Origin of the sequence: Blastomonas sp. (assembly GCF_030373265.1) — a bacterium.
In the GTDB taxonomy this organism is placed as follows: domain Bacteria; phylum Pseudomonadota; class Alphaproteobacteria; order Sphingomonadales; family Sphingomonadaceae; genus Blastomonas.
The window spans coordinates 103,283-127,539 of sequence record NZ_JAUCZC010000008.1 but is presented as its reverse complement, the minus strand read 5'-3'; the positions used below and the strand labels follow the sequence as shown (position 1 = coordinate 127,539).

The window sequence follows — 24,257 nt, the reverse complement described above, 5'->3', positions numbered from 1 at the left end:
GTGGCTCCACGCTGCCCGGCGCTTTTAACACCCAAGGGAGCCGCCATGACCATCGATCGTCGATTCTTCATGGCGGCTTCCGTGTGTGCGGGGCTCGCAGGGCCTGCGCTCGCGCAGACCGCGGTGCCGGCCGTGCCCGGCGCGCCGCTGCCGCCCGGTCTGCCGCAGCCGTCCGAGACCATCGATCTGTGGCCCGGCGGCGCACCCGGAATGCCGGCAAAGGCTCTCACCGAAACCGTGCAGGAGCGCTCGACCGACCGGCTGGTCACCGACCGCGCGGTCTATGGCATCACCGTGCCACGGCTGGCGGTGTTCCGCCCCGACCGGCCCAATGGCGCGGCGGTGCTGATCACGCCGGGCGGTGGTTATCGCTGGGTGGTGGTCGACAAGGAAGGCTATGAGATGGGCCGCTGGCTGGCGGCGCGCGGCTTTACCGCGTTCGTGTTGTTCTACCGGCTGCCGGGCGAAGGCTGGGCGGCGGGGCCGGACGTGGCACTCGCCGATGCGCAGCGCGCGATGCGGCTGATCCGCGGGCGCGCAGACGATTTTGCGATCGATCCCGAGCGGGTCTCCGCCATGGGCTTTTCTGCAGGCGGCCATCTGTGCGCCGATCTTGCGACCCGGTTCGATGCCAAGGTCTATTCGCCGCTCGATGCCGCCGACCGGTTGTCGGCAAAGCCGCACAGCGCGGCGCCGATCTATCCCGTCGTCTCGATGACCGCGCCCGATGCGCACGCCGGATCGCGCGAACTGCTGGTGGGCAAGACGGACAGCCCCGCGCTCGAGGCGGCGCATTCGCCGCATCGCAACGTGCCCGCCGATGCGCCGCCGTTCTTCCTGCTCCACGCCGAGGACGACGACGCGGTCCCGGTCAACAACACGCTGCTGCTGCGCGCCGCGCTCAAGGCCAAGTCAATCCGCGTCGAGACGCATCTGTTCGAGCATGGCGGGCATGGCTTTGGCCTGCGCAAGGCGATCGGCAAGCCGGTCGAGGCCTGGCCCGAGCTGTGGCGCGCCTGGGCGCGGACGACGGGGCTGGCGCTGTGAGCCGCCTCCCGATCCTCAACCGGCGCGGCGCGATATCGTCCGCCGCGCTCACCACCCTCGGGCTGGCAGCACCTGCACGCGCCGCTCCCCCCTCGGCGCCCCAAACATCCTCGAACGCGCCTGCCCCGCAATGGCGCCGGGGTCTCGACAACCAGCGCATCGCCGATATGGACGACGGGCGCTTCCTCAATCCCGTGCTGTCGGGCGACCGGCCCGATCCTGCGATCCTCAAGGACGGCGAGGATTATTACCTCACCTTCTCGAGCTTCGAATCCTACCCCGGGCTGCTGATCTGGCATTCGCGCGATCTGGTCAACTGGCAGCCCCGCCAGCCCGCGCTCACCCGCAACATCGGCTCGGTCTGGGCGGTAAGCCTGGAAAAGCACGAGGGCCGCTATTTCCTTTATATCCCGGTGAAAGCGTCACCCCAGAACGACATTTTCGTGATCTGGGCGGATGACATCGACGGGCCGTGGAGCGATCCGGTGCCGCTGGGTCTGCACAGCCATATCGACCCGTGCCACGCGGTCGGCGAAGATGGTTCGCGCTGGCTGTTCCTCTCGGGCGGCGACCGGGTGCGTCTGGCCGATGACGGGATGCGCATCGCAGGCGAAGTCGAGCACGTCTACGACCCCTGGCGCTATCCCGAGGAGTGGGATGTCGAGGGCTTCGCGCCTGAAGGACCCAAGATTCACCGCGTCGGCAAATATTTCTACATGCTGACCGCCGTGGGCGGCACGGCGGGACCGCCCACCGGCCATATGGTCATCGCTGCCCGCTCGCGGTCGATCCATGGCCCATGGGAGCAGCACCCCGGCAACCCGCTGGTGCGCACCACCGACATCCGCGAAGCCTGGTGGTCGCGCGGTCATGCCAGCCTGGTCGAGGCCCCCGACGGCTCGTGGTGGAGCCTCTATCACGGCTATGAGAATGGCTTCTGGACGCTGGGGCGGCAATGCCTGCTCGATCCTGTCGAATGGACCGAGGACGGCTGGTTCAAGATGACCGGCGGCGATCTGTCGCAGCCTCTGGCCAAGCCCAAGGGGGGCATGGCGCTGCCGCACGGCATGGCGCTGAGCGATGACTTCGCAGCGCTCGAGCTCGGCACCAAATGGTCGTTCTTCCGCCCAGATCCGGACGAGGCGGCCCGGGCTCGCGTGCAGGACAACACGCTGTTCCTGCAGGGCAAGGGCCTGGCGCCATCGACCGGATCGCCGCTGCTGCTCACGGCTGGCGATACCTCCTACCGGTTCGAATGCGATATCGAGCTGGCGCCGGGCGGCACCGCGGGGCTGGTGCTGTTCTATGACGACAAGCTCTATGCGGGCTTGGGCTTCGATGCCGAGCGCTTCGTGACGCACCAATATGGCATCGAGCGCGCACGGCCCGCCAATCCGCACGGGGCCCGCATGCGCCTGCGGGTCACCAACCGGCGGCATATCGTCAGCTTCCACAGCTCGGGCGATGGCGGCAAGAGCTGGGTCAAGTTCGACCGCGGCATGGAAGTCTCAGGCTATCACCACAATGTGCGCGGCGGCTTTCTGATGCTGCGTCCCGGGCTGTACGCGGCCGGACCCGGCGAGGCGAAGTTCCGCAACTTCAGCTTCATCGCGCTCGACGAGGCATAGCGGCGCAAAGGCGTCGCCCGCGGTTGAACCCGTCCGCGCTAGCTGCTAGCTGCGCGGGCGAAACCGCAGGGCCGATCATGGCTCTGGTCCACCGCCTCCTGCTGCAAGGACATGCCTTATGGTCCCCCGCTATTCCCGCCCCGCCATGACCGCCATCTGGGAGCCCGAGGCGAAGTTCCGCATCTGGTTCGAGATCGAGGCGCACGCCACCGATGCGCTCGCCGAACTGGGCGTGGTGCCCAAGTCCGCGGCCAAGGCGCTGTGGGCGTGGTGGGCGACCAACCCGGTGATCGATGTGGCTGCGATCGACGCGATCGAAGCGGTGACCAAGCATGATGTCATCGCCTTCCTCACCTGGGTGGCCGAGCAGGTCGGCGACGAGGCGCGCTTCATGCATCAGGGCATGACCAGCTCGGACGTGCTCGATACCTGCCTTGCGGTGCAGCTGGCGCGCGCTTCCGATTTGCTGATGGCCGACCTCGACGCGCTGCTCGAGGCGATCGAGCGCCGCGCGATGGAGCACAAATACACGCCCACCATCGGCCGTAGCCACGGCATCCACGGCGAGCCGACCACCTTCGGATTGAAGCTCGCGCAGGCCTATGCCGAGTTCGACCGCTGCCGCGCACGCCTCAAGGCGGCGAAGGCCGAGATCGCCACCTGCGCGATTTCGGGTGCGATCGGCACCTTCGCCAACATCGACCCGCGGGTCGAGGCGCATGTCGCCAAAAAGCTCGGCCTCGCGCTCGAGCCGGTCTCGACCCAGGTGATCCCGCGCGACCGGCACGCGATGTATTTCGCCACGTTGGGCGTCATCGCCTCGTCGGTCGAGCGGCTGGCGACCGAAGTGCGCCACCTGCAGCGCACCGAGGTGCTCGAGGCCGAAGAGTATTTCTCCCCCGGCCAGAAGGGCTCGTCGGCGATGCCGCACAAGCGCAATCCGGTGCTGACCGAGAATCTCACCGGCCTCGCCCGCGTCGTGCGCGCCGCGGCGATCCCGGCGATGGAAAACGTCGCCTTGTGGCACGAGCGCGATATCTCGCACTCGTCGGTCGAGCGCTTCTTTGGCCCCGATGCGACGATCACGCTCGACTTCGCGCTGGCGCGGCTGACAGGCGTGATCGACAAATTGCTCGTCTACCCCGAGCGGATGCAGAAGAATCTCGACAAGATGGGCGGGCTTGTCCACTCGCAGCGCGTGCTGCTGGCGCTGACCCAGGCGGGCGTGAGCCGCGAGGACGCGTATCGGCTGGTGCAGCGCAACGCGATGCAGGTGTGGGAATCGGATGGCGCGCTGTCGCTGCTCGAACTGCTCAAGGCCGATGCCGAGGTTACCGCCGCGCTGTTGCCGCAGGAGATCGAGGAGAAGTTCAACCTCGATTACCACTTCAAGCATGTCGACACGATTTTCGCGCGGGTGTTCGGCTGAACGGCACGCGGCATTCAAAGCTCCTGGCCAAGTGCCTGGCCAAGCGTCTGGCCATTGCAGGATTATACCCCTATGCTCCGCGTTTCCGCCGGGACGCGGGCAGAGTTTAAGGAGACACGGCGGTCATGCAGTTCCTGAAGACACTGGTGATCATCATGCTGGTCGTGGTGTTCATCGTGTTCGCGTATAACAACTGGCAGGCGGTTACGGTCGATCTGTGGGGCGGGCTGCAACTGGTGACCAAGCTGCCGGTGCTGCTGGTGTTCACCTTCCTGGCAGGCTTCCTGCCGCTCTGGGCGTATCACCGTACCACCAGCTGGCGGATGAAGCGCCGCATCACCACGCTGGAAGCCAATCAGGCGCGCGCGGCTATGGCGGCGTCCGCACCTGCGCCGGTGCCCGTGCCGGTGCAAACCCCGTCCGAAACACCTGACATCAGCATCAACGATCAAGAACCGGAGAGCGCGTTGCGCTCGGTATGACACGGTCAACAGGGGGGGCCGCACACATCATGTCCAATCCCATCTATCTTGCGGTCGACCTGCCCGATCTGGCACGCGCCACCGCATTGGTGCAATCGGTGCGCGCGCATGTCGGCGGGGTGAAACTAGGCCTCGAGTTCTTCTGCGCGCATGGTCATCACGGTGTCCACGAGATCGCCAAGCTGGGCCTGCCGATCTTTCTCGATCTCAAGCTGCACGACATCCCCAACACCGTCGCCGCCGCGATGCAGGCGATCCATGTGCTCGAGCCCGCGATCGTCACCATCCACGCTGCGGGTGGCCGCGCGATGATGGAAGACGCCAAGGCGGCGGCAGGCGCCCACACCAAGGTGGTTGCGGTTACCATGCTGACCAGCCTCGACGATGATGACATGGGCCAGATCGGCATGGCCGGCAGCGCGCACGACAGCGTGCTGCGGCTGGCGGATCTGGCGCATCAGGCCGGGCTCGACGGCATCGTGTGTTCGGGCCAGGAGGTCGGCGCGGTGCGTCACCAGTGGCGCGACGGCTTCTTCGTGGTACCCGGCGTCCGTCCTGCCAGCGCGACCGCAGGCGACCAGAAGCGCGCGGTCACCCCGCGCCAGGCGCGCGATGCTGGCGCCTCGGTGCTGGTCATCGGCCGCCCGATCGCCCGCGCGGCCGAGCCCGACAACGCGGCGCGCGAGATCATGGCGACGCTGTGATGAGGTGGTTCAGTTTGGCCGCGTCAATCGGCCAATAGGGCTGGTGAATTGATGTTATAGCCTGCGAGTGCCGGTTTGCCGTCGGTGACTTTCCATGTGAACATTTCTGCACCCTCGCCATTGTGAAATTTGGCGTTGTAGGCAAGGACGACGAAATGGCCATCGGTGGTGTAATTGACCTTCCAGCCCGTCTCGGTGGCGGTGTCGAACGGACCTAACCGCTTCTTGAGTACAGAGAAAAGCCTTTCATGCTGCTGAGGCGTGACCGAGTTCTTGTAGAGGGGGTCCGCCATGGCGTAGATCGCCTCATGGTCTCCGCTGCTAACATAGCTGCGAAAGTCCGATACCGAAACCCGGGCAGCAGTCGCATCGTCATTCATGCCGCCGCAGGCCGCCAGCAACAGGCACAAAACAACCGAAAATATTCGCTGCATGGATTATCCTAAGGCACAATATACCATGAACTATGGCGGTCTGTCGCCATATCGCAAGCCGTTTCAAAACCATATTGGAGACATCCGCAAATGGGTCACACCCCCACCCTCATCAAGATCTGCGGCCTGTCCACCGAAGTCGCCATCGACGCTGCTGCTGCGAACGGCGCGAGCCATATCGGGCTGGTGCATTTCGAAAAGAGCCCGCGCCATGTCACGCTCGAGCAGGCGGCGAAGCTGCGCGCGCGCACGCCGACCAGCCTCAAGGTCGTGCTGCTGCTGGTCAACGCCTCGCCGGTGCTGACCGAGCAGGCGTACAAGGCCGTGCGGCCCGATGTCATCCAGTTCCACGGCTCGGAAAAGCCCGAATGGCTGGCGCTGGTGAAGAAGCACATGAAGGTCGAGGTGTGGAAGGCGCTGGGTCTGCGCAGCGCCGAGACGCTGACCAACGCGCGCCGCTTCGATGGCATCGCCGACCGGCTGCTGTTCGATGCACCCGCGCAGGCTTTGCCCGGCGGCAATGGCACCAAGGTCGATTGGTCGCTGCTCTCCGGGCATCAGCACCTATTGCCGTGGGGGCTCGCGGGCGGGCTCGATCCCGACAATGTCGAAGAGGCTCTGGCCGCGACGCATGCGCCTTTGGTCGATGTCTCCTCGGGCGTGGAGAGCGCGCCGGGAGTCAAAGATATGGACAAGATGGCGCGCTTTTGCCAAGCGGTTGCCAACCATGACCAACGCAGCACCCAAGCCTAACAGCTATCGCAATCAACCCGACGCACAGGGCCATTTCGGTCCGTTCGGCGGGCGCTATGTTGCAGAAACCCTCATGCCTTTGGTGCTCGATCTCGAGAAACACTATCGCGCAGCCCAGGCCGATCCCGCGTTCAAGGCGCAGTTCGACGATCTGCTCGAACATTATGTCGGGCGGCCCAGCCCGCTCTATTACGCCGAGCGGCTGACCGAGGAGCTGCGCATGGGCGCTGCTCCGGACAAAGGCGCGCAAATCTGGTTCAAGCGCGACGAACTCAACCACACCGGCGCGCACAAGATCAACAACTGCATCGGCCAGATCCTGCTCGCGATGCGGATGGGCAAGACGCGGATCATCGCCGAGACCGGCGCGGGCCAGCACGGCGTTGCCACCGCGACCGTCTGCGCGCGCTTCGGCCTTCCGTGCGTGATCTATATGGGCGCGACCGACGTCGCGCGGCAGCAGCCCAATGTGTTCCGCATGAAGCTGCTCGGCGCGGAGGTCATTCCCGTGACCAGCGGCGCGGCGACGCTCAAGGATGCGATGAACGAGGGGTTGCGCGACTGGGTCGCCAATGTCCACGACACCTTCTACATCATCGGCACCGCCGCCGGGCCGCACCCGTATCCCGAGCTGGTGCGCGATTTCCAGAGCGTGATCGGCAAGGAAGCCCGCGCGCAGATGCTCTCCCGCATCAACCGCCTGCCCGACCTGCTGGTCGCGGCCATCGGCGGCGGATCGAACGCGCTTGGCCTTTTCCACCCGTTCCTCGATGATGATGTGAAGATGCTCGGCGTCGAAGCCGCGGGCTATGGCCTTGACGGCAACGAGCATGCCGCCAGCCTGCTCGGCGGCTTCCCCGGCATCCTGCACGGCAACAAGACCTATCTGCTGCAGGACGAGGACGGCCAGATCACCGAGGGCCATTCGATCAGCGCAGGGCTGGATTATCCCGGCATCGGCCCCGAGCACGCCTGGCTCAAGGACATGGGCCGGGTCGAATACACCGCGATCACCGATGACGAGGCGCTCGAGGGCTTCCAGCTGCTCTGCCGCACCGAAGGCATCATCCCCGCGCTCGAGCCCGCGCATGCGATTGCGGCGGTGACGAAGGTTGCGCCCACGATGGACAGGGACCGGATCATCCTCGCCAACCTGTGCGGACGTGGGGATAAGGATATCTTCACGGTGGCGGAAAAGCTGGGAGTGGAGATGTGATGAGCGGAGCGGGGCAAGCCCCTTCCCCCCTGGAGGGGGAAGGATACGGAGCCTTGGCGGCGCAGCCGCTTAGGCGCAGTTGGATGAGGGGGGCTGCGCGGAGGCCGCTTTGCAGCCGCAGCCCCCTCTCCCAGCTTCGACTAGGCAGCAAGCTGCCAAGCCTGCGCAACCCTCTCCCTCGGTGGGGAGAGGGAGTATGACGACCCGCCTCTCTTCCGCTTTCCCCGCCGACCGCGCCGCGCTCGTGTGCTTCGTCACAGCGGGCGATCCTGACGCCGCGTCTACCCCCGCCATCCTCGACGCGCTCGTCGAAGGCGGCGCGGATGTGATCGAATTGGGCATGCCGTTCACCGATCCGATGGCCGATGGCCCCGCGATCCAGGCGGCGAACCTGCGCTCGCTCGCGGCAGGCACCAAGACCGCCGATATCCTGCAGATCGCTACCGGTTTCCGCAGGCGCCACCCCGATGTGCCGCTGGTGCTGATGGGCTATGCCAACCCGATGACCCGGCGCGGGCCCGAATGGTTTGCCGATGCCTGCGCGCAAGCCGGTGTCGATGGCGTGATCTGCGTCGATATTCCGGTTGAGGAAGACGCATCGCTCGGCCCGGCTCTGCGCGCCAAGGGCATCGCGCCGATCCGCCTTGCCACCCCGACCACCGATGCCGCACGGCTGCCCGCCGTGCTCGAAGGCGCGGGCGGGTTTCTGTACTACGTTTCGGTTGCAGGCATCACCGGCAAGCAGCAGGCGGTGCAGGCGAGCATCGAGGAAGCGGTCGCGCGACTCAAGGCCTCGACCGACCTGCCGATTGCCGTCGGCTTTGGCGTGCGCACCCCTGAACAGGCCGCCGCGATCGGCCGTGTCGCCGACGGGGTTGTCGTGGGCAGCGCGATCGTCGAGATAGTCAGCGAATACGGCGCGGATGCCGCAGGCCCGGTGCGCGATTATGTCCGCACCCTGGCCGATGCCATCGCCACCGCGCGCCAGACCGCAGCCGCCTGAGGAGCACGCCCATGAACTGGTTCAGCCGAGTCCGCAACGCCATCCCCTTCATCGCCCGGCCCGACGAAAGCCCCGACAATCTGTGGCACAAGTGCAAGGCCTGCGGCGAGATGGTGTTCGCCAAGGAGTTCGAGGACAACCTGTCGGTCTGCCCAAAGTGCAACCATCACGACCGCATCGGCGCGCAGCGGCGCTTCGGCATGCTGTTCGATGACCAGTTGTGGGAAGAATTGCCGTCGCCGACGGTCACCGAAGACCCGCTCAAGTTCCGCGACAGCAAGAAGTACGTCGACCGGCTGAAGGCCGCGCGCGCCGCCAATGTCGGCAACGATGCGCTGACCAATGCGCTCGGCCGGATCAAGGGCAGCAAGGCCGTGGTCGGGGTGCAGGATTTCGCCTTCATGGGCGGATCGATGGGTATGGCGGTCGGCGCGGCGTTCATCGCCGGGACCGAGCGCGCGATCGCCGAGAAATGCCCCTATGTGATCTTCACCGCCGCCGGCGGCGCGCGGATGCAGGAGGGCATTCTGTCGCTGATGCAGATGCCGCGCAGCACCGTCGCGATCACCCGGCTGCACGCGGCAGGGCTGCCGTATATCGTCGTGATGACCGATCCGACCACCGGCGGCGTCACCGCAAGCTATGCGATGCTGGGCGATGTCCAGATCGCCGAGCCAAATGCGCTGATCGGCTTTGCCGGCCAGCGGGTGATCGAGCAGACCATCCGCGAAAAGCTTCCCGAGGGCTTCCAGCGCTCCGAATATCTGCTCGAGCACGGGATGCTCGACATGGTGGTCGAGCGCAAGGATCTGCGCGATCGCCTGGGCAGCGTGATCGATTATCTGATGGCGGCGAAGGCCGCGGCTTAAGCGCTTCGGCGGTGGTGACGGGGCACAACGCAAATCCTCCCCTGCAAGGGGAGGTGGCATGGCGCAGCCATGACGGAGGGGTGTCCCCTTCGGCGATAGCGTGTCACCCCTCCACCGCTTCGCGGTCCCCCTCCCCCCATGGGGGAGGATTTTAGGATGGACCACGCCGTCTCCTCCGACCCCGGTGTCCAGACCCAGCTCGACCGGCTGACCGCGCTCTCGCCCGGGCGCGATGTGCTGGGGCTCGAGCGGATCACCGCGCTGCTCGCCCGGCTGGACAACCCCCACCACCGCCTGCCGCCGGTGTTTCATGTCGCAGGCACCAACGGCAAGGGATCGACCTGCGCCTTCCTGCGCGCCGCGATCGAGGCTTCGGGCCAGACCTGCCACGTCTATACCAGCCCGCATCTGGTGCGCTTCAACGAACGCATCCGCATCGCGGGACGCTTGATCGATGACGATAGCCTTGCCGCCTATCTCGCGCGCGTGCTCGACATCGCCGAGGGCACCGGCGCGAGCTTCTTCGAAGTGACCACGGCGGCCGCCTTCCTCGCCTTTGCCGAGACGCCTGCCGATGCGTGCGTGATCGAGGTTGGCCTCGGCGGCAGGCTCGATGCAACCAACGTGCTCGCGCACCCTGCGGTGTGCGGGATCGCCGCGCTCGGGATCGACCACGAGGCGTTTCTGCTCGCGCCCGAAGAGGGCACGCCGGACGATCCGATGGAGCGGATCGCGTTCGAGAAGGCCGGCATCGCCAAGGCGGAGGTGCCTATGGTGATCCAGCGCTATTCGATCGGCATGATGGGCGCGATCGCGGGCCAGGCGATGCGCGCCGGTGCGTTCGTCCAGGCGCGCGGCGAGGACTGGGACGCGGCGCTGTATCAGGGGCGGCTGCATTTTCGCGATGTCGACGGACGGCTCAGCCTGCCGCTGCCGCGTCTGCCCGGCGAGCATCAGGCGGACAATGCCGCGCTTGCCGTGGCGATGATCCGCCACCAGAGCGCGCTTGCCATCCCCGACAGCGCGCTGTCCGCCGCGATGGGCTGGGCCGACTGGCCTGCGCGGCTGCAAAGGCTGAGCGATGGCCCGCTGACCGCGTTGCTGGGCACGGGCGAGGCCATCTGGCTCGACGGCGGCCACAACCCCGATGCCGGCGCGGCTCTGGCCAAGCATGTCGCCAGCATGGGCGGCAAGGTGCACCTGGTGATCGGCATGCTGTCGAACAAGCAGGCCAGCGCGCTGCTCGGGCCATTAGAGCCGTATCTCGCCAGCGTTACCGCGCTGCCGGTGCCGGGGCACGAATGGCACGATGCCGATGCGTTCCAGGCGTGCCTCACATCGGGGATCGAGGTCGAGGCGGCGGCGGATGTCGAGGCGGCGGTGAGGGGGCTGGCGGATCGCGAGCCGATCCCGGTGCTGATCGCAGGCTCGCTTTATCTGGCGGGCGAGGTGCTCAAGGCGAACGGCCAGGAGCCGGATTGATCCGTCATTCCCGCGAACGCGGGAATCCCGCTTTTTCGGAACGGTCGCGCAGAAGCGGGACCCCCGCGTTCGCGGGGGTGACGGTTATATGAGTGGGCAGGTCGAAACTATTCCCCGCTCTCCTCGGTCCCCGCGGTGCCCAGCGAGCGATCGACCAGACCGCTCGCCATCATCCACCAGAACAGCAGCACGCCGGGTAAGGCCGCCAGCGTGGTAACAAGGTAGAAGTTGGCGAACCCCAGTGATTCGATCATGCCACCCGCCAGCGTTCCGGTCAGGAACCGCCCGGTGATGCTCGCCGCCGCCGAGAGCAGCGCGAACTGGGTCGCGGTGAACTCGAGATTGCACAAGGCCGAGAGATACGCGACCACGCACACCCCGCCGATGCCGCTGGCGAAATTCTCGAAACCCATCGCGCCCGCCATCGCCCAGTTGCTGTGCCCGGACACTGCAAGCCCGGCAAAGGCAAGGTTGGAGACCGCCATCAGGATCAGGCTGATCATCACCGAGCGCTTCATCCCCAGCCGGGCATACAGGAACCCGCCCACGAAGATGCCAGCGAGCAGCGCCCAGAAGCCCAGACCCACATCGTAGATCGCGACCTCGTCGTTGGTGAAACCCAGATCCTCGAACAGCAGGCGCAATGTCAGGTTGGCGAGCGTATCGCCAATCTTGTGGACCAGCACGAACAAGAGCACGACCAGCGCGCCCGAGCGTTTGAAGAACTCGGCAAGCGGGCTGACATAGGCGATCGCGGCAGCGACCGGGCCTTTCAAAGGCTTGGGCTCCTGCCGCCGTGCGGGTTCGCCCATGATCAGACCGGTGACCACCGCGAACAGCCCGAAGAACGACACCGCGATATACGCCGTGGTCCAGTCGACGCGCGCCGCGATCACCAGCGCAATCGCGCCCGCCGCTGCCGCGCCGATCCGCCAGCCATATTGGCTCATGCCCGATCCGACGCCCAATTGGTGCGGCTCGAGCAGTTCGATGCGATAGGCGTCGATGACGATGTCGAAGGTCGCGCCGGCCACCCCGACCAGGATCGCGGCGACCGCGACCTTGCCGATATCGGCTTCGGGATCGAGAATGCCCAGATACATGATGCTGAACATCACCAGCACCGCGCACAGGATCAGCCACGACACGCGCTGGCCGATCCGGCCTAGCAAAGGCAGCTTCACCACATCGATGATCGGCGCCCACAGCCATTTGAAGTTGTAGGCCAGGAAGGTCAGCGCGAACGCGGTGACGGTCGATTTCTCGATCCCCGATTGCGCCAGCCGGGTCGACAGGGTCGCGGCGATCATCGCGAACGGAAAGCCCGACGAGATGCCCAGAAACAGCGCGGCCACAGGAGCCGCTTCGGTATAGGGCCTCAGACCCTTGGGGAGTGACGCGCGCCAGCCCGTGACTTCGGGAGCAACCCCGCTCGCGTGTTCGGTCATGCAGTGCGTATCCCTTCGCGTGTCCCGCCCCAGATCCAGGGCCGGGAACCTAGCGATATCGGCGATTTACGCCAGAGGGATATTGCCGGTTCGTGCTCAGATCAGCGTCAATTGGCTGCAGGCGATCGGTCGATCTCCGCTGAGCCCCCCGGTGGCGGCACCAGCGCGGGCCAGTCGCGGGCGGCAAGGCCCCGGTGCATGCCCAGGATCGCCGCGATTGGGCCACCGTGCGTGACCACCAGCACGCGGCCAGTGGGCAGACGGTCGAAGGCGGCGAGCGATCGCCGGGCGAGCTCCATCGTGGTTTCTCCATCGCCGGGGCGGAAGTGATCGGGGGCATCGATCATGCCGTCCATCGCGTTGCCGGTGGCGCGGTAGATCGCGTCCCAATTGCGCCCCTCCCAGCTGCCGAAATCGCGCTCCTGCCATTGCGGATCCGCGCGTACGGGTATGCCTGCCATCGTGGCGACCGCCTCTGCCAGAATCCGCGCGCGGCACAGGCCCGAATGCACAATGATCTCGGGGCGCCATGCGGCCAGCTCGGGCGCGAGCGCGCGCCTATGCGCGGCGCCTTCGCGGCTCAGCCCCATATCACTTTGCCCATAACAACGGCCCTTCCAGGCGCGCGCGACCTCGGTGTGCCGGACCAGCAGCACCGCACGCATCGTCACAATGTCGCCGTCGCCGCGAGCAGCAGGATCAACTGGCCGGCATAAGCGGCAAAGCCCAAGCAATCCCCGGTGCTGCCGCCGATCCGGCGGAGCAGCAGCGCGCGGAACCAGGCGATGAATACGCCAGCGCCGAGCACGCCCAAGAGCAGGGGCAGGGGGCTCAGCACGGCAAAGCCCAGCAAGCCGGGCAGGGCGGTCACCAGCGCCAGCACCAGAATACGCGGCCCGACACCCGATGCGACATCCTTGGCCAGGCCGGTGCCTTGCGGTGCGGGCGCAACCACGGTCATCAGCACCACCACCAGCAGCCGGCCGAAGGTGGCAGCGGCGACAATGGTCAGGAACGCCGCCCATGGCGCGAGTGTCGCGATCACCGCCAGCGTCAGCGCGGCGCGCAGACCGAGCGCGAGGATCAGCCCGACGCTGCCATAGCTGCCGATGCGGCTGTCCTTCATGATCTGCCGGACATCGTCTGCGGTGAAGCCGCCGCCGAACGCGTCGCAGAAATCGGCGACCGCATCCTCGTGGAAGGCGCCTGTCAACCGCGCCTCGACCACGAGCGCGATCAGCACCGCGACCAATGCGGGCCAGAGGCTGTCCGCCGCCAGCGCGACGCCTGCGGTGATCGCGCCGATGCCTGCGCCCACCAGCGGGAACCAGCCAACCGCCTGCACCAGCCCGGTCGTGACCTGCTGCGCGGTCAGCTTTTCGGTGCCGGGCACAGGAATCCGCGTGAGAAACTGGATTGCGAGCACCGGCGGCGCCCAGGCGGGGCATGGCCGTTCCATATCAGGCGCCGATATCCGCGAGCTTTGCTACATCGCACAGCAACGCCGCGGCGCTGTCGAGCAACGGCAGCGCGACCAGTGCGCCGCTGCCTTCGCCCAGCCGCATCTGCCATTCGAGCACCGGGGTGAGGCCAAGCTGGGTAAGCGCCGCGCGATGGCCGGGCTCGGCGGAGAGATGGCCTGCGATCATCACCCGCCGCGTGCCCGGACACAGATGTTCGGCGATCAACGCGGCGGCGGTGGTGACATAGCCGTCGAGCAACACCGGCACGCCCTGCCGCGCGGCCTCGGCATAGAAACCCGCCATCGCGACGATCTCGAAGCCTGCGATCGCCGCCAGCGCGGCCTTTTCGGTGCGGCCATCCAGCCGTGCGACGGCAGCGGCGACGATATCGCGCTTGAGGATCCGCATCGCCGCATCCGCGCCCGCGCCGCTTCCGGTGGCGGTGTCGGCGTCGATCCCCGCGAGCGCATGGGTGAGGCAGGCGGCGGCGGTGGTGTTGCCGATGCCCATCTCGCCCGCGATCAGCAGCCGATGGCCGGATTGGATCGCAGCTTGCGCTTCGACCTCGCCCAGCGCCCAGGCGGTGTCGAACTGTTCGACAGACATCGCCGGACCCTGGCTGAGATCGGCGGTGCCCGGCGCGACGGGCTGCGGATTGAAATGCTGCGGCCAGGGTTCGCGCGGCGGCTGGACCATTCCGGCGTTCACCACCCGCACATCGACGCCGTGTGCTTGCGCCAGCGCGGTGCTGCTCGCCTTGCCGCTCAGGATCGTCTCGACCATCGCGGTGGTCACCGCCGAGGGCCAGGGCGTCACGCCCTGCGCGACCACGCCATGATCGGCGGCGAACAGCACGATGCGGCGCGGGCGGGTGAGCGGGGTGAGCGATTGCCCTGCCAGTGCCAGCTCGATCGCCAGCGTCTCGAGCCGTCCCAGGCTGCCGACCGGCTTGGCGAGGGCATCGAGCCTGGCCTGAACATCGTCGCGGGTGATCATCAGCGCTCCAGCCTTGTGATGTCGGACGGAAGCCGGTCCTGCCAGCCATGCCGGACAAGCTCGGGCGTCTCGCTCGCGCGCTCGGGATAGCCCAGGCACAGCAATGCGATAAACCGCCAATGTGCGGGCACCTCGAGCAGGGCGTTCATGCCATTGGGATCGATGATCGACACCCAGCCGAGGCCAACGCCGTTCGCGCGCGCGGCCAGCCACACAGTGTGCACGGCGGTTACCACCGACCAGCACAAAGTTTCGGGCATCGTCGCGCGGCCAAGGCCGTCTCCGGCCTCGCCCTGTTCGTCGCAGAACACCGCGACAATCTCGGGCGCCTCGCGCAGGCCGTGGAGTTTGAGGCCATCGTACAGCGCCTTGCGCTCGCCCGAGTAGCTCTCGCCCGCCGCGTGCTTCTGCGCATCGACGGTGTCGGCCAGTGCCTTGCGGCGCTCGGGCGAGACGATGCGGACGAACCGCCAGGGCTGGGCGTTGCCCACCGACGGGCCGTGGCAAGCGGCGTCGAGCAAGGTGTCGAGCAGGCCATCGGGAAGCGCGCGCGTCTCGAAATGCCGGACATCGCGCCGCCAGGCCAGCAACTGGGCGAGTTGCTCGCGAAAGGCGGCGTCGAACACCGGTTCGGTCATGGCCTATGCCCCGCAATGGCCAGCAGCCGGTCGATATCGACATAGTCCTCGAGCGAGGCGGCCAGCGCATCGAGCGCCTGGTCGACGCGGTGGCCCTGCGCGACGCCATCGGACTGCGCGCCCAGCCGCGCCAGCCATGCCCCGCGCTGGGCGGGATGATCGAACAGGCGGTGGATATAGCAGCCCGCGATTTGGCCATCGGCGCTGACGACGCCGTCTTCCGCGCCATCGGCCAGCCGCAGCAGCGGTTGCAAGGGCCCAAGCGCGCGAGTCTGGCCGACATGAATTTCATAGCCCGCAAACGCCGCGCCATCGCGCAGGCTGGTGCCGGTGACATCGACCACGCGCTTGTCGCCGGTCAGCCGGGTGGCGACGGGCAGATAGCCCAATCCGGCGACGGTCTCGGGCGCGCCCTCGACGCCATCGGGGTCCTCGATGATCTGCCCGAGCATCTGATAGCCGCCGCAGATGCCGAGCAGGCCGCCGCCGCGCCGGACGTGCGCCGCGATATCGATATCCCAGCCCTGCGCGCGAAGGAATGCGAGGTCCGCGATGGTCGCCTTGGTGCCGGGCAGGATGATCAGTGCCGCATCGCCGGGGAGCGGCTGGCCCGGCGGCACCATCACCAGCTTCACGCCCGGCTCGTGCGCCAGGGCATCGAAGTCGTCGAAATTGGCGATCCGCGAGAGCATCGGCACCGCGATGGTGATCGCGCCCTCGCTGGCCGCTGCGGAATCGAGCACCACCGCGTCCTCGGCGGGCAGCTGACGCGCGGCGGCAAGCCAGGGGATGACGCCGAGGCCGGGCCAGCCGGTGCGGCGTTCGATCTCGGCATATCCATTGTCGAACAGCCGGACATCGCCGCGGAACTTGTTGATCAGGAAGCCGTGGATCATCGCGGCGTCGTCTGCGTCGATCACGGCCTTGGTGCCGACGATCGACGCGATCACCCCGCCGCGGTCGATATCGCCTATGAGCACCACCGGCACGCCGGTGGCGCGGGCAAAGCCCATATTGGCGATGTCGCCCGCGCGCAGGTTGATCTCCGCCGGGGAACCTGCGCCCTCGACGATGACGATATCGGCGTCGGCCTTCAACCGGCTCCAGGATTGCAGCACCGCATGCAGCAGCTCGCCTTTGCGATGCTGATAATCGGCTGCGCCGAGCATCCCGACAACCTTGCCGTGGACCACCACCTGCGCGCCGGTGTCCGACTGCGGCTTGATCAGCACCGGGTTCATGTCGATGCTGGGCGGCACGCGGCACGCGAGCGCCTGCAGCGCCTGCGCGCGGCCGATCTCGCCGCCGACTGCCACCGCAGCGTTGTTCGACATGTTCTGCGGCTTGAACGGGCGCACGATCAGCCCGCGATTGGCGAGCAACCGGCACAATCCTGCGACCAGCACCGACTTGCCGACATCCGATCCGGTCCCCTGCAGCATCACAGCAGCCATGCGAGAACCCCTATGATCGACCACATCAGCATACACGCGCGGCGATAGACCCACAGCGCGCGTTGCAGATCCTTGGCATCGGGCGCGGGGCCATCGCCCAGCCAGGCGCGGTGCGCGGTCTCGCCGTCATAGCGGACCGGACCGCCCAGCCTGCGCTCCAATACGCCTGCCATCGCCGCCTCGGGCCAGCCGCCATTGGGTGAGGCGTGGTGGCGCGCATCGCGCAGCATGGTGCGCCATCCGCCCATTCCGGCGAGGCAGACAAGCACGCCTGAAATCCGCGCGGGGATGAAGTTCACCACATCATCGGTCCGGGCCGCCGCCCAGCCAAAATGCAGATAGCGGGCGTCGCGATGGCCGATCATCGAATCCGCCGTGTTGACCACCTTGCAGATCAGCAGCCCCGGTAGCCCCGCGACCAGAAACCAGAACGCCGGCGCGACAACGCCATCGCAGAAGCTTTCGGCGAGGCTCTCGGTCGCGGCGACCGCGATGCCGCTCTCATCGAGCGCTGCGGTGTCGCGGCCGACGATGCGTCCGACCGCTGCGCGCGCTGCAGCAACATCGCCGCGCAGCAGCGGGCTGGCCACGGCGCGGACGTGATCATCCAAGCTGAGCTGCGCAAGACCGGTGGTTGCGAGCACGATCACCACGCCGACCGCGACGCCGTCGCCCGCCCATGCCTCGATCAGCCAGCCGATCGCGCCGACACCGCCTGCGACCAGCGCCAGCAGCGCCAGCCCCATCGCCCGGCGGCGGGTCGCATCCCCAGCGTTCCAGCGCCGCTCGAGCGCGGCAATCGCCGCACCGATCCAGATCACCGGATGACCGATCGCCGCCAGCAACCAGGCGGGATAGCCGATCGCGGCCTCGCCGATCAGCGCCAGCAGCAGCTGTTCGGGCCGCATGAGCATCAGCGCTGCGCCATCGGGGTGGTCACGACAAACCGCACCCCGTCCGGCGTGGTGCCGATATGCGACGACACGCCATAGGTCGCAGCAATCCGCTCGGGCGTCAGCACCTCGGCGGGCGGACCTTGCGCGACGATGCGGCCGTCGCACAGCAGCAGCACCTCGTCCGCCACCCGCATCGCGTGGTTGAGGTCGTGCAGCACGACGATCACCCCCGCGCCCGAGCGCGCGACATCGCGCAGGCATTCGAGCGTATCGAGCTGGTGCGCGGGGTCGAGATTGGCGAGCGGCTCGTCCGCCAGCAGCCAGTGCGGCTCGCCCGCCAGCACCCGCGCGAGCAGGACGCGCGCGCGCTCGCCGCCCGAAAGCGCGGTCATCGGACGCGCGGCGAACTGGGTGACATCGGTCGCGGCCATCGCGCGCGCGACGGCGGCGCGGTCGGCATCGGTCTCGCCCCAGCGGGTGCGGTGCGGATAGCGGCCCAAGGCCACCAAAGTCGCGACATCGACATCCCAATGGACATCGGCGCCCTGCGGCAACAGGCCGATCTGCCGCGCAAGGTCACGCATCGTCCACGAAGCGCGGGGCTGCCCGCCGACCAGCACCTGACCGGCTTCGGGGGTGTGCAGCCCGGCGAGGCATGAGAGCAACGTCGACTTGCCCGCGCCATTGGGGCCGAGCACCGCGGTCACCCGTCCGGGCACGAAGCTGGCGCTGACCGCATCGAGCACGCGGCGTCCGCCGAGCTTGAGCGACAGGCTCTCTGCGGCGAGCACGCTCATGCCAGCGTCCGGCGCATGCGCAGCAGCAGGATCAGGAAGAACGGCCCGCCGAGCATCGACATCGCGATCCCCAGCCGCAATTCGCTTACCGTCGGCAGCGCGCGAACCACGCTGTCGGCGACCAAGAGCAGCAGCGCTCCGGCGAGCGCCGAGGGCAGCAGCACCGCCGAGGGCCGGTTGCCGACGAACGGCCGCACCAGATGCGGCACGATCAGCCCGACAAAGCCGATGATCCCCGCGGTCGCGACCGAAGCACCGACGCACAGGGCGACCCCGACGACGATCAGCAGCTGCAACCGCAGCGGATCGACCCCCATCGAGCGAGCAGCGGATTCGCCCAGCGTCAGCGCATCGAGCGTGCGCCCGGTGAACGCGAGCAGGATGCAGCCCAGCGCCAGCAGCGGCAGCGCGAGCGTGACGTCGTCCCAGCTGCGGTCGGTGAGCGCGCCCATCAGCCAGGTGACGATCTGCGAGGTCGCAAATGGGGTAGGGGCCAGGCTGATCGCCAGCGCGGTCATCGATCCCGCGACGCTCGACAGGATCACGCCCGCCAGCGTGAACACGATGATGCTGCCGGATCGGCCGACCAGCAGAGCGAGGATCGCCATCGTGATCCCTGCGCCGGTGAGTGCAAAGGCGGGCAGCAGCAAAGGCGAGGCGGCATAGCCGAAATACAGCGAGATCACCGCGCCCAAAGCCGCGCCCGAGGACACGCCGAACAGCCCGGGGTCGGCGAGCGGATTGCGCAGATATCCTTGCATCGCTGCGCCCGACAGGCCCAAAGCCGCGCCCACCAGCACCGCGAGCACGATCCGCGGCATTCGCAGCTCGGCGATGATCGGCCAGCGCGGATCGTCCGCCACCCAGGCGTCGAGCGGGATCCATACCTTGCCCGCCATCAGCGACAGCAGCACGGTGACGGCGATGCCCGCGAGCAGCGCGAGATTGAGGGCGAGCGAGCGGTTCACAGCGATCGCCTGATCTCGGCGAGATGGCCGACCGCCTCGATGATTGTCGGGCCGCCGCAATGGAGCAGCTTTTCGGGATACCGCCGCACCGCGATCTGCCGCTTCAGCCCGGCGAGCACCGGGTGGCCGAGCATCCGGTCGCTACGATCCTTCGCGCCGACCGACAGCAGCACCTGCGGCGGCCGCGCGACCATATGCTCGAGCGGCAGCACGTCCCACTGCTTGAGGCCATAGTCCGCGCTCAGGTTGCGAAAGCCGGTGACCCGCAGCAGTTCGCTGGCGAGCGTGCCATCGCCCGGGACCAGCCCTCCGCCCTGCCAGATGAGCGCACCGGGGGCCGTGCCACCTTGTGCAGACGCCGTGCGCACCGCATCATCGATCCGCGCGACCAATCTCTCGCCGCGTGCGGGCTGGCGGATGGCGGCGGCGATCGTGCGGACCTGCGCGTTGCTCTCGGCGATGCTCTCGGGGACGCCGATCTGGATCAGCGGAATGTTCATCCGGTGCAGCGCGGAGATGGTCGAGGGCGCGACATGGCTGCCCGCTATCACGATATCGGGGGCCAGTGCGACCACCTCTTCGGCGGTGCCCGAGGTGATCGCAAAGCGCCGTGCCTGATCGAGCGGGATCGAGCTGGCGCGTTCGTCCTTAGAATAATGGCTGATCGCCGCGATCTGCGCGGGCGCGGCGATCTGCATCAACACCGCATCGACGCACGGGTTGATCGAAACCACGCGCGGCAGCTTTGCGCGCTCGGGCAGCGGACGCTGCGCGACGCGGTCAGCGGCTTGCGACGAGCAGCCCGCGAGCGTCAGACCAAGAACCAGGGCGAAAGCGCGGATCAATACTCGACCCCCTTTTGCGCCTTGAACCCGGCCTTGAACGGGTGCTTGACCTCCTCGAACTCGGTGACCAGATCGGCGATATCGATCAGCTCGGGCTTGGCGTTGCGCCCGGTGATGCAGATGTGCTTGGTCAGCGGGCGATCGTTGAGAAACGCGACGATCTCGTCGATCGGCAGCGTGTCTTGCCGCAGCACGATATTGAGCTCGTCAAGGATGATGAAATCGTATGCGGGATCGAGGATCAGCTCCTTCGAGCGCTCCCAGGCGGCGCGCGCCGCCTCGATATCGCGCGCGCGGTCCTGGGTGTCCCAGGTGAAACCTTCGCCCATCACTTCGAAGGTGACGAGATCGGGGTTGGCCTGGAAGAAATTCTTTTCGCCGGTCTCCCATGCGCCTTTGACATATTGCACGATGCCGACCTTCATCCCCCAGCCCAGCGAGCGGATCGCCATGCCGAAGGCGGAGGACGACTTGCCCTTGCCGTTGCCGGTGTGGACGATCAGCAGCCCGCGTTCGAGCGTGCGCTTGGCCTGCATTCGCTCGCGCGCGGCCTGCACCTTCTTCATCCGGGCGTTGTGGCGGGCGAAATCCTCGGGCGTCTCGGTCATCCTATCCTCCATCCGGCCAGCGCATCGCCCAGCCTTGTCCAGTCACTCTCGTCGCGCGGCAGGCCCAGCCGCAGCCAGCCGGGCGCATAGCCGAACGGGCGGGTCAGTACGCCGGAATGCGCCAGATGCGCAAACAGGCCATCACGCCCGGCCACATTGATCAACACGAAAAACGCGGTGCGCCCGACAATCTCGATGCCATGGCCGGTGAATAGATCCGCCAGCCGCTGCGATGCCTGCGCCAGCCGCGCGCGCTGAGCGCGGTGCCAGGCGGCGTCGCGATAGGCGGCAAGCCCCGTGGCGAGCGCCGGGCCGGAGATCGGCCAGTCGCCGATCAGCGCGCGCAGCCGATCGCCGATTGCGGGGGGCGCGATGACGAAGCCCAGCCGCAACCCGGCGAGGCCGAAGAACTTGCCGAACGAGCGCAGCACGATCAGCCCCGGCCAGTCGCACCCCGCCAGGCTGTCGTGCCCGCTGGCATCGGCGAACGCTTCATCGACGATCAGATGGCCGCCGCGCGCCGCCAGCAGCGAGGCGGCGACGTGCAGTTGCGTGCGGTCGGTGATCGCGGCATCGGGGTTGTTGGGCCGGGCGAGCACCAGCACATCGTGCGTCTGCGCCATCGCGACAAGGGCGTCGGCGCTGCACCGGGTGACGGCATCTGCCCCCCACATCGATTCATGGCCCGAATAGCCCGGTCGCACCACCGCCGCGCGGCTGGCGGGCTGATCGACCGCCAGGATATGCCCGAGCAGCCGCAGCGCGAGGTCGCTCCCCGGCACCGCCACCACGCGGCGCGGTTCGACGCCGAAGAATGCGGCAGCAGCGGCCTCCAGCGCCGCAAGGTCGGCCGGATCGGGCAACCGTTCCGCTGCTTCGGCGCTGTGCGCCATCGGATAGGCCCAGGGCGCGATGCCCGTCGACAGGTCGGTCCAGAGCGCAACCTGCGGGAAGGCGGCGCGCGCCATGTCGATCCGCCCACCGTGCCGGGCGAAGGTATCGACCAGGGCGCGCGCATCCCCCATCAGTAGCGCAACCGCACGCCGGCATAGCCCGCGCGGCCAGGCGAGCCATAGCGGAACACCGTCTCGTAGCGCTCGTCGAACAGGTTTTCGACGCGGGCATAGATATCGACCCGCTCGGTTACCGGGAACGAGGCGCGCAGGTCCGCGAGCACATAGCCTTCGACCTTGCGGCTGTTGTTGGCGTTGTCGAAATTGGCGCCGACATGGGTCAGCGTCACCCCGGTTTCGAGCCCGAAGCCCCAGGTAAAGTCGACCAGCGCCGAGACGCTGTGCTGCGGACGGCGGACCAGCTGGCGGCCGAAATTGACGTTGCCGGGCGAGCGGTTGGTGGCATCGGTAAAAGTGTAGTTCGCTTGCAGCCGCAGCGCATCGACCGGCACCATTGCCAGCCCGATCTCGACCCCTTCGGCGCGTGCTTTGGAGACGTTGTCGTAGGTGCCCGAGGGCCGGTTGGCGCAGATTCCGGTGAGCGGAGCGGTGCACGAGACGAAGATGATCAGATCATCGGAGTTGCGCCGGAAATAGGTGGCGCTGGCCTGCAGCCGGCCCTCGACCAGATTCTGCGTGACGCCTGCGTCCCAGCCCTTGGACCGCTCGGGCTGGAGCTGCTGGTTGCCGAAATCGCTCTGCAGCTGGAACAGCGACGGCGCCTTGAACCCTTCGGCATAGCTGGCGCGCAGGATCGTACCGGTCTGGTCGATCGCATAAGCGCCGCTCGCGCCAAAGGTGGTCGCACCGCCGAAGCGGTTGTGGTCGTCATGCCGCACCCCGCCGGTCAGCGTCAGGCCGGTGACCGGGCTTGCGACGATCTGGCCATAGATGCTGTCGATCCGCGCCCGGCCAAGGGTCGGTGGCGCGCCATAGCTGCTGCTGGAAAAGCGCGAGGTCTCGCGTTCCAGCCCTCCGGTCAATTGCCAGCCGTCCGTGATATCGAAGATCCCCTGATACTCGATCCGCTCGTTGCGGCCGTGGCTCGCAAAGGTTTCGGTCGGAGGTCCGTCGAACGCGATCGAGCGGCGGCGGGTGTCGGTATAGGCATAGCCCAGCCGGTTGCGAAACCGTCCGTCGAACAGCGCCGCGTTGATCCCGGTGTAGCCGACAAGCTCGCGGGTGCGCGATTCCTCGTTCACATCGCCGAACGCGAAGCTGGGGGCAGGGAAGCCGTCGATGTTGACCCGGCCTTCGGAATACCAGCCGCGCGCGTCGATCGAGATCGCATCGTTGAGGGCCAGGTTGACATTGCCGTTGGCGCCGAAGTTCTCATAGCCGTCCTTCTCGGTGCCGCCGCGCGCCTCGCTGAATGCAGAAATGCCGTCGGTGCGGAAATAGCCCGCGCCCGCGCTCGCCGACAGCGGACCCGCCTTGCCCGAGATGTTGCCGACCAACTGGCCGGTGTCGCGATAGCCATATTCGCCGCGCAGGTTGACCGCGAGATCCTCGGTCGGCTGCCGGGTGATCATGTTGATCACCCCGCCGATCGCCTGGCTGCCCCACAGCACCGAAGACGGCCCGCGCAGCACCTCGATCCGCTCGATATTGCCGGTGAGCAGGTTGCCGAAGTTGAAGCCGCCGCCGGGGGTCGACGGATCGTTAAGCTTGATCCCGTCGATCAGTGCCACGGTCTGGTCGCTTTCGGCGCCGCGAATGAACACCGAGGTGGTCGAACCGATCGGGCCGTTGCGGCTGATGCTGACCCCGGGAAGGGTGCGCAGGATGTCTGCAACGCTCTGGGTCTGGCGGCGCTCGATCTCTTCGGAATCGACCACTGTGATCGACTGGCCGACGCGCTCGACCGGCTGCGCGGTGCGGTTGGCGGTGACGACGACGATAGGCTCGCGCGGGTCTGTGGCGGCAAGCGTGTCCTGCGCGATCGCAGCGCCGGAGAGGCTGGCGGCAAACGCCAGTGTGGAAGCGGTAACTTTCAGAAATGTAGTTGGCATTGGTATCCCCTGTATAACAACAAGGGGTTGCACGCACCAATGGTACAGCTGAGCAATCGCCGGCCTTACACCCGCGCGCGCCACCCCGATCGATGTCGTCACGCGAGGATTAACCTCGATCACGCTGAACAC

At 67.3% G+C, this 24,257-nt stretch carries 24 protein-coding genes; 10 read left to right on the top strand and 14 right to left on the bottom strand.

Translation table 11 applies throughout. From position 1 onward, the window contains the following. Nucleotides 1–45 precede the first annotated feature (45 nt). The 5 genes from QUV11_RS06970 to pyrF all read left to right on the top strand — a co-directional run bounded on the left by QUV11_RS06970 (nt 46) and on the right by pyrF (nt 5,290). The gene (locus QUV11_RS06970; RefSeq protein ID WP_300881250.1) at nt 46–1,047 is read left to right on the top strand and encodes an alpha/beta hydrolase; all 1,002 of its coding nucleotides are present in this window, start codon (nt 46–48) and stop codon (nt 1,045–1,047) included. Continuing rightward, on the top strand, nt 1,044–2,675 hold the full coding sequence (locus QUV11_RS06965) for a family 43 glycosylhydrolase (protein ID WP_300881249.1): 1,632 nt from the start codon (nt 1,044–1,046) through the stop codon (nt 2,673–2,675). The genes QUV11_RS06970 and QUV11_RS06965 overlap by 4 nt, the downstream gene beginning before the upstream one ends. Before the next feature lie 118 nt (nt 2,676–2,793). Continuing rightward, complete coding sequence (gene purB, locus QUV11_RS06960; RefSeq protein WP_300881248.1) at nt 2,794–4,104, top strand: adenylosuccinate lyase; 1,311 nt, start codon at nt 2,794–2,796, stop codon at nt 4,102–4,104. 125 nt (nt 4,105–4,229) lie between these two features. Continuing rightward, a complete protein-coding gene (locus QUV11_RS06955; RefSeq protein ID WP_300881247.1) occupies nt 4,230–4,586 on the top strand; it encodes a hypothetical protein in 357 nt (118 codons plus the stop codon). A 29-nt stretch (nt 4,587–4,615) separates the two neighbouring features. Then, nucleotides 4,616–5,290 carry an orotidine-5'-phosphate decarboxylase gene (gene pyrF, locus QUV11_RS06950; protein ID WP_300881246.1) on the top strand — a complete coding sequence of 225 codons (675 nt, stop codon included), beginning with the start codon at nt 4,616–4,618 and terminating at the stop codon, nt 5,288–5,290. A 23-nt stretch (nt 5,291–5,313) separates the two neighbouring features. Here the strand turns inward: pyrF and QUV11_RS06945 are convergent, their stop codons facing one another. Next, the gene (locus QUV11_RS06945; protein WP_300881245.1) at nt 5,314–5,724 is read right to left on the bottom strand and encodes a DUF4019 domain-containing protein; all 411 of its coding nucleotides are present in this window, start codon (nt 5,722–5,724) and stop codon (nt 5,314–5,316) included. A gap of 90 nt (nt 5,725–5,814) precedes the next feature. On the opposite strand from QUV11_RS06945, the gene QUV11_RS06940 reads away from it, so the two are divergent. The 5 genes from QUV11_RS06940 (at nt 5,815) to QUV11_RS06920 (ending at nt 11,047) form a co-directional block, all read left to right on the top strand. Next, entirely contained in the window at nt 5,815–6,477 is a 663-nt protein-coding gene (locus tag QUV11_RS06940) for a phosphoribosylanthranilate isomerase (protein ID WP_300881244.1), read from the top strand. Beyond that, complete coding sequence (gene trpB / locus QUV11_RS06935) at nt 6,452–7,693, top strand: tryptophan synthase subunit beta (protein ID WP_300881243.1); 1,242 nt, start codon at nt 6,452–6,454, stop codon at nt 7,691–7,693. The genes QUV11_RS06940 and trpB overlap by 26 nt, the downstream gene beginning before the upstream one ends. Nucleotides 7,694–7,889: 196 nt before the next feature. Further along, on the top strand, nt 7,890–8,696 hold the full coding sequence (gene trpA, locus QUV11_RS06930) for a tryptophan synthase subunit alpha (RefSeq protein ID WP_300881242.1): 807 nt from the start codon (nt 7,890–7,892) through the stop codon (nt 8,694–8,696). A gap of 11 nt (nt 8,697–8,707) precedes the next feature. Then, the gene (gene accD, locus QUV11_RS06925) at nt 8,708–9,565 is read left to right on the top strand and encodes an acetyl-CoA carboxylase, carboxyltransferase subunit beta (protein ID WP_300881241.1); all 858 of its coding nucleotides are present in this window, start codon (nt 8,708–8,710) and stop codon (nt 9,563–9,565) included. Between the two features lie 156 nt (nt 9,566–9,721). Further along, nucleotides 9,722–11,047 (top strand): folylpolyglutamate synthase/dihydrofolate synthase family protein, encoded by a 1,326-nt coding sequence (locus QUV11_RS06920; RefSeq protein WP_300881240.1) that lies wholly within the window; start codon nt 9,722–9,724, stop codon nt 11,045–11,047. Nucleotides 11,048–11,154: 107 nt separating this feature from the next. On the opposite strand, the gene QUV11_RS06915 is transcribed toward QUV11_RS06920, so the two are convergent. The 13 genes from QUV11_RS06915 to QUV11_RS06855 form a co-directional block, all read right to left on the bottom strand. Continuing rightward, nucleotides 11,155–12,495, bottom strand: a complete 1,341-nt coding sequence (locus QUV11_RS06915; protein WP_300881239.1) for an MFS transporter — start codon at nt 12,493–12,495, stop codon at nt 11,155–11,157. A gap of 107 nt (nt 12,496–12,602) precedes the next feature. Further along, nucleotides 12,603–13,160 carry a histidine phosphatase family protein gene (locus tag QUV11_RS06910; RefSeq protein ID WP_300881276.1) on the bottom strand — a complete coding sequence of 186 codons (558 nt, stop codon included), beginning with the start codon at nt 13,158–13,160 and terminating at the stop codon, nt 12,603–12,605. A 2-nt stretch (nt 13,161–13,162) separates the two neighbouring features. Beyond that, nucleotides 13,163–13,954 (bottom strand): adenosylcobinamide-GDP ribazoletransferase, encoded by a 792-nt coding sequence (locus QUV11_RS06905; protein WP_300881238.1) that lies wholly within the window; start codon nt 13,952–13,954, stop codon nt 13,163–13,165. 1 nt (nt 13,955) lies between these two features. Then, the gene (gene cobT / locus QUV11_RS06900) at nt 13,956–14,954 is read right to left on the bottom strand and encodes a nicotinate-nucleotide--dimethylbenzimidazole phosphoribosyltransferase (RefSeq protein WP_300881237.1); all 999 of its coding nucleotides are present in this window, start codon (nt 14,952–14,954) and stop codon (nt 13,956–13,958) included. Continuing rightward, complete coding sequence (gene bluB / locus QUV11_RS06895) at nt 14,954–15,592, bottom strand: 5,6-dimethylbenzimidazole synthase (RefSeq protein WP_300881236.1); 639 nt, start codon at nt 15,590–15,592, stop codon at nt 14,954–14,956. Before bluB ends, cobT begins: the two co-directional genes overlap by 1 nt. Continuing rightward, a complete protein-coding gene (locus tag QUV11_RS06890) occupies nt 15,589–17,046 on the bottom strand; it encodes a cobyric acid synthase (RefSeq protein ID WP_300881235.1) in 1,458 nt (485 codons plus the stop codon). The genes bluB and QUV11_RS06890 overlap by 4 nt, the downstream gene beginning before the upstream one ends. After that, nucleotides 17,034–17,960 (bottom strand): adenosylcobinamide-phosphate synthase CbiB, encoded by a 927-nt coding sequence (gene cbiB, locus QUV11_RS06885; RefSeq protein WP_300881234.1) that lies wholly within the window; start codon nt 17,958–17,960, stop codon nt 17,034–17,036. Before cbiB ends, QUV11_RS06890 begins: the two co-directional genes overlap by 13 nt. Next, nucleotides 17,960–18,739, bottom strand: a complete 780-nt coding sequence (locus tag QUV11_RS06880; protein WP_289618525.1) for an ABC transporter ATP-binding protein — start codon at nt 18,737–18,739, stop codon at nt 17,960–17,962. Before QUV11_RS06880 ends, cbiB begins: the two co-directional genes overlap by 1 nt. Further along, entirely contained in the window at nt 18,736–19,707 is a 972-nt protein-coding gene (locus tag QUV11_RS06875; protein WP_300881233.1) for an iron ABC transporter permease, read from the bottom strand. Before QUV11_RS06875 ends, QUV11_RS06880 begins: the two co-directional genes overlap by 4 nt. Then, on the bottom strand, nt 19,704–20,552 hold the full coding sequence (locus tag QUV11_RS06870) for an ABC transporter substrate-binding protein (protein ID WP_300881232.1): 849 nt from the start codon (nt 20,550–20,552) through the stop codon (nt 19,704–19,706). Before QUV11_RS06870 ends, QUV11_RS06875 begins: the two co-directional genes overlap by 4 nt. Next, complete coding sequence (gene cobO / locus QUV11_RS06865) at nt 20,549–21,160, bottom strand: cob(I)yrinic acid a,c-diamide adenosyltransferase (protein ID WP_300881231.1); 612 nt, start codon at nt 21,158–21,160, stop codon at nt 20,549–20,551. The genes QUV11_RS06870 and cobO overlap by 4 nt, the downstream gene beginning before the upstream one ends. Beyond that, a complete protein-coding gene (locus QUV11_RS06860; RefSeq protein WP_300881230.1) occupies nt 21,157–22,185 on the bottom strand; it encodes an aminotransferase class I/II-fold pyridoxal phosphate-dependent enzyme in 1,029 nt (342 codons plus the stop codon). The genes cobO and QUV11_RS06860 overlap by 4 nt, the downstream gene beginning before the upstream one ends. Further along, the gene (locus QUV11_RS06855; RefSeq protein ID WP_300881229.1) at nt 22,185–24,125 is read right to left on the bottom strand and encodes a TonB-dependent siderophore receptor; all 1,941 of its coding nucleotides are present in this window, start codon (nt 24,123–24,125) and stop codon (nt 22,185–22,187) included. The genes QUV11_RS06860 and QUV11_RS06855 overlap by 1 nt, the downstream gene beginning before the upstream one ends. Nucleotides 24,126–24,257 lie beyond the last annotated feature (132 nt).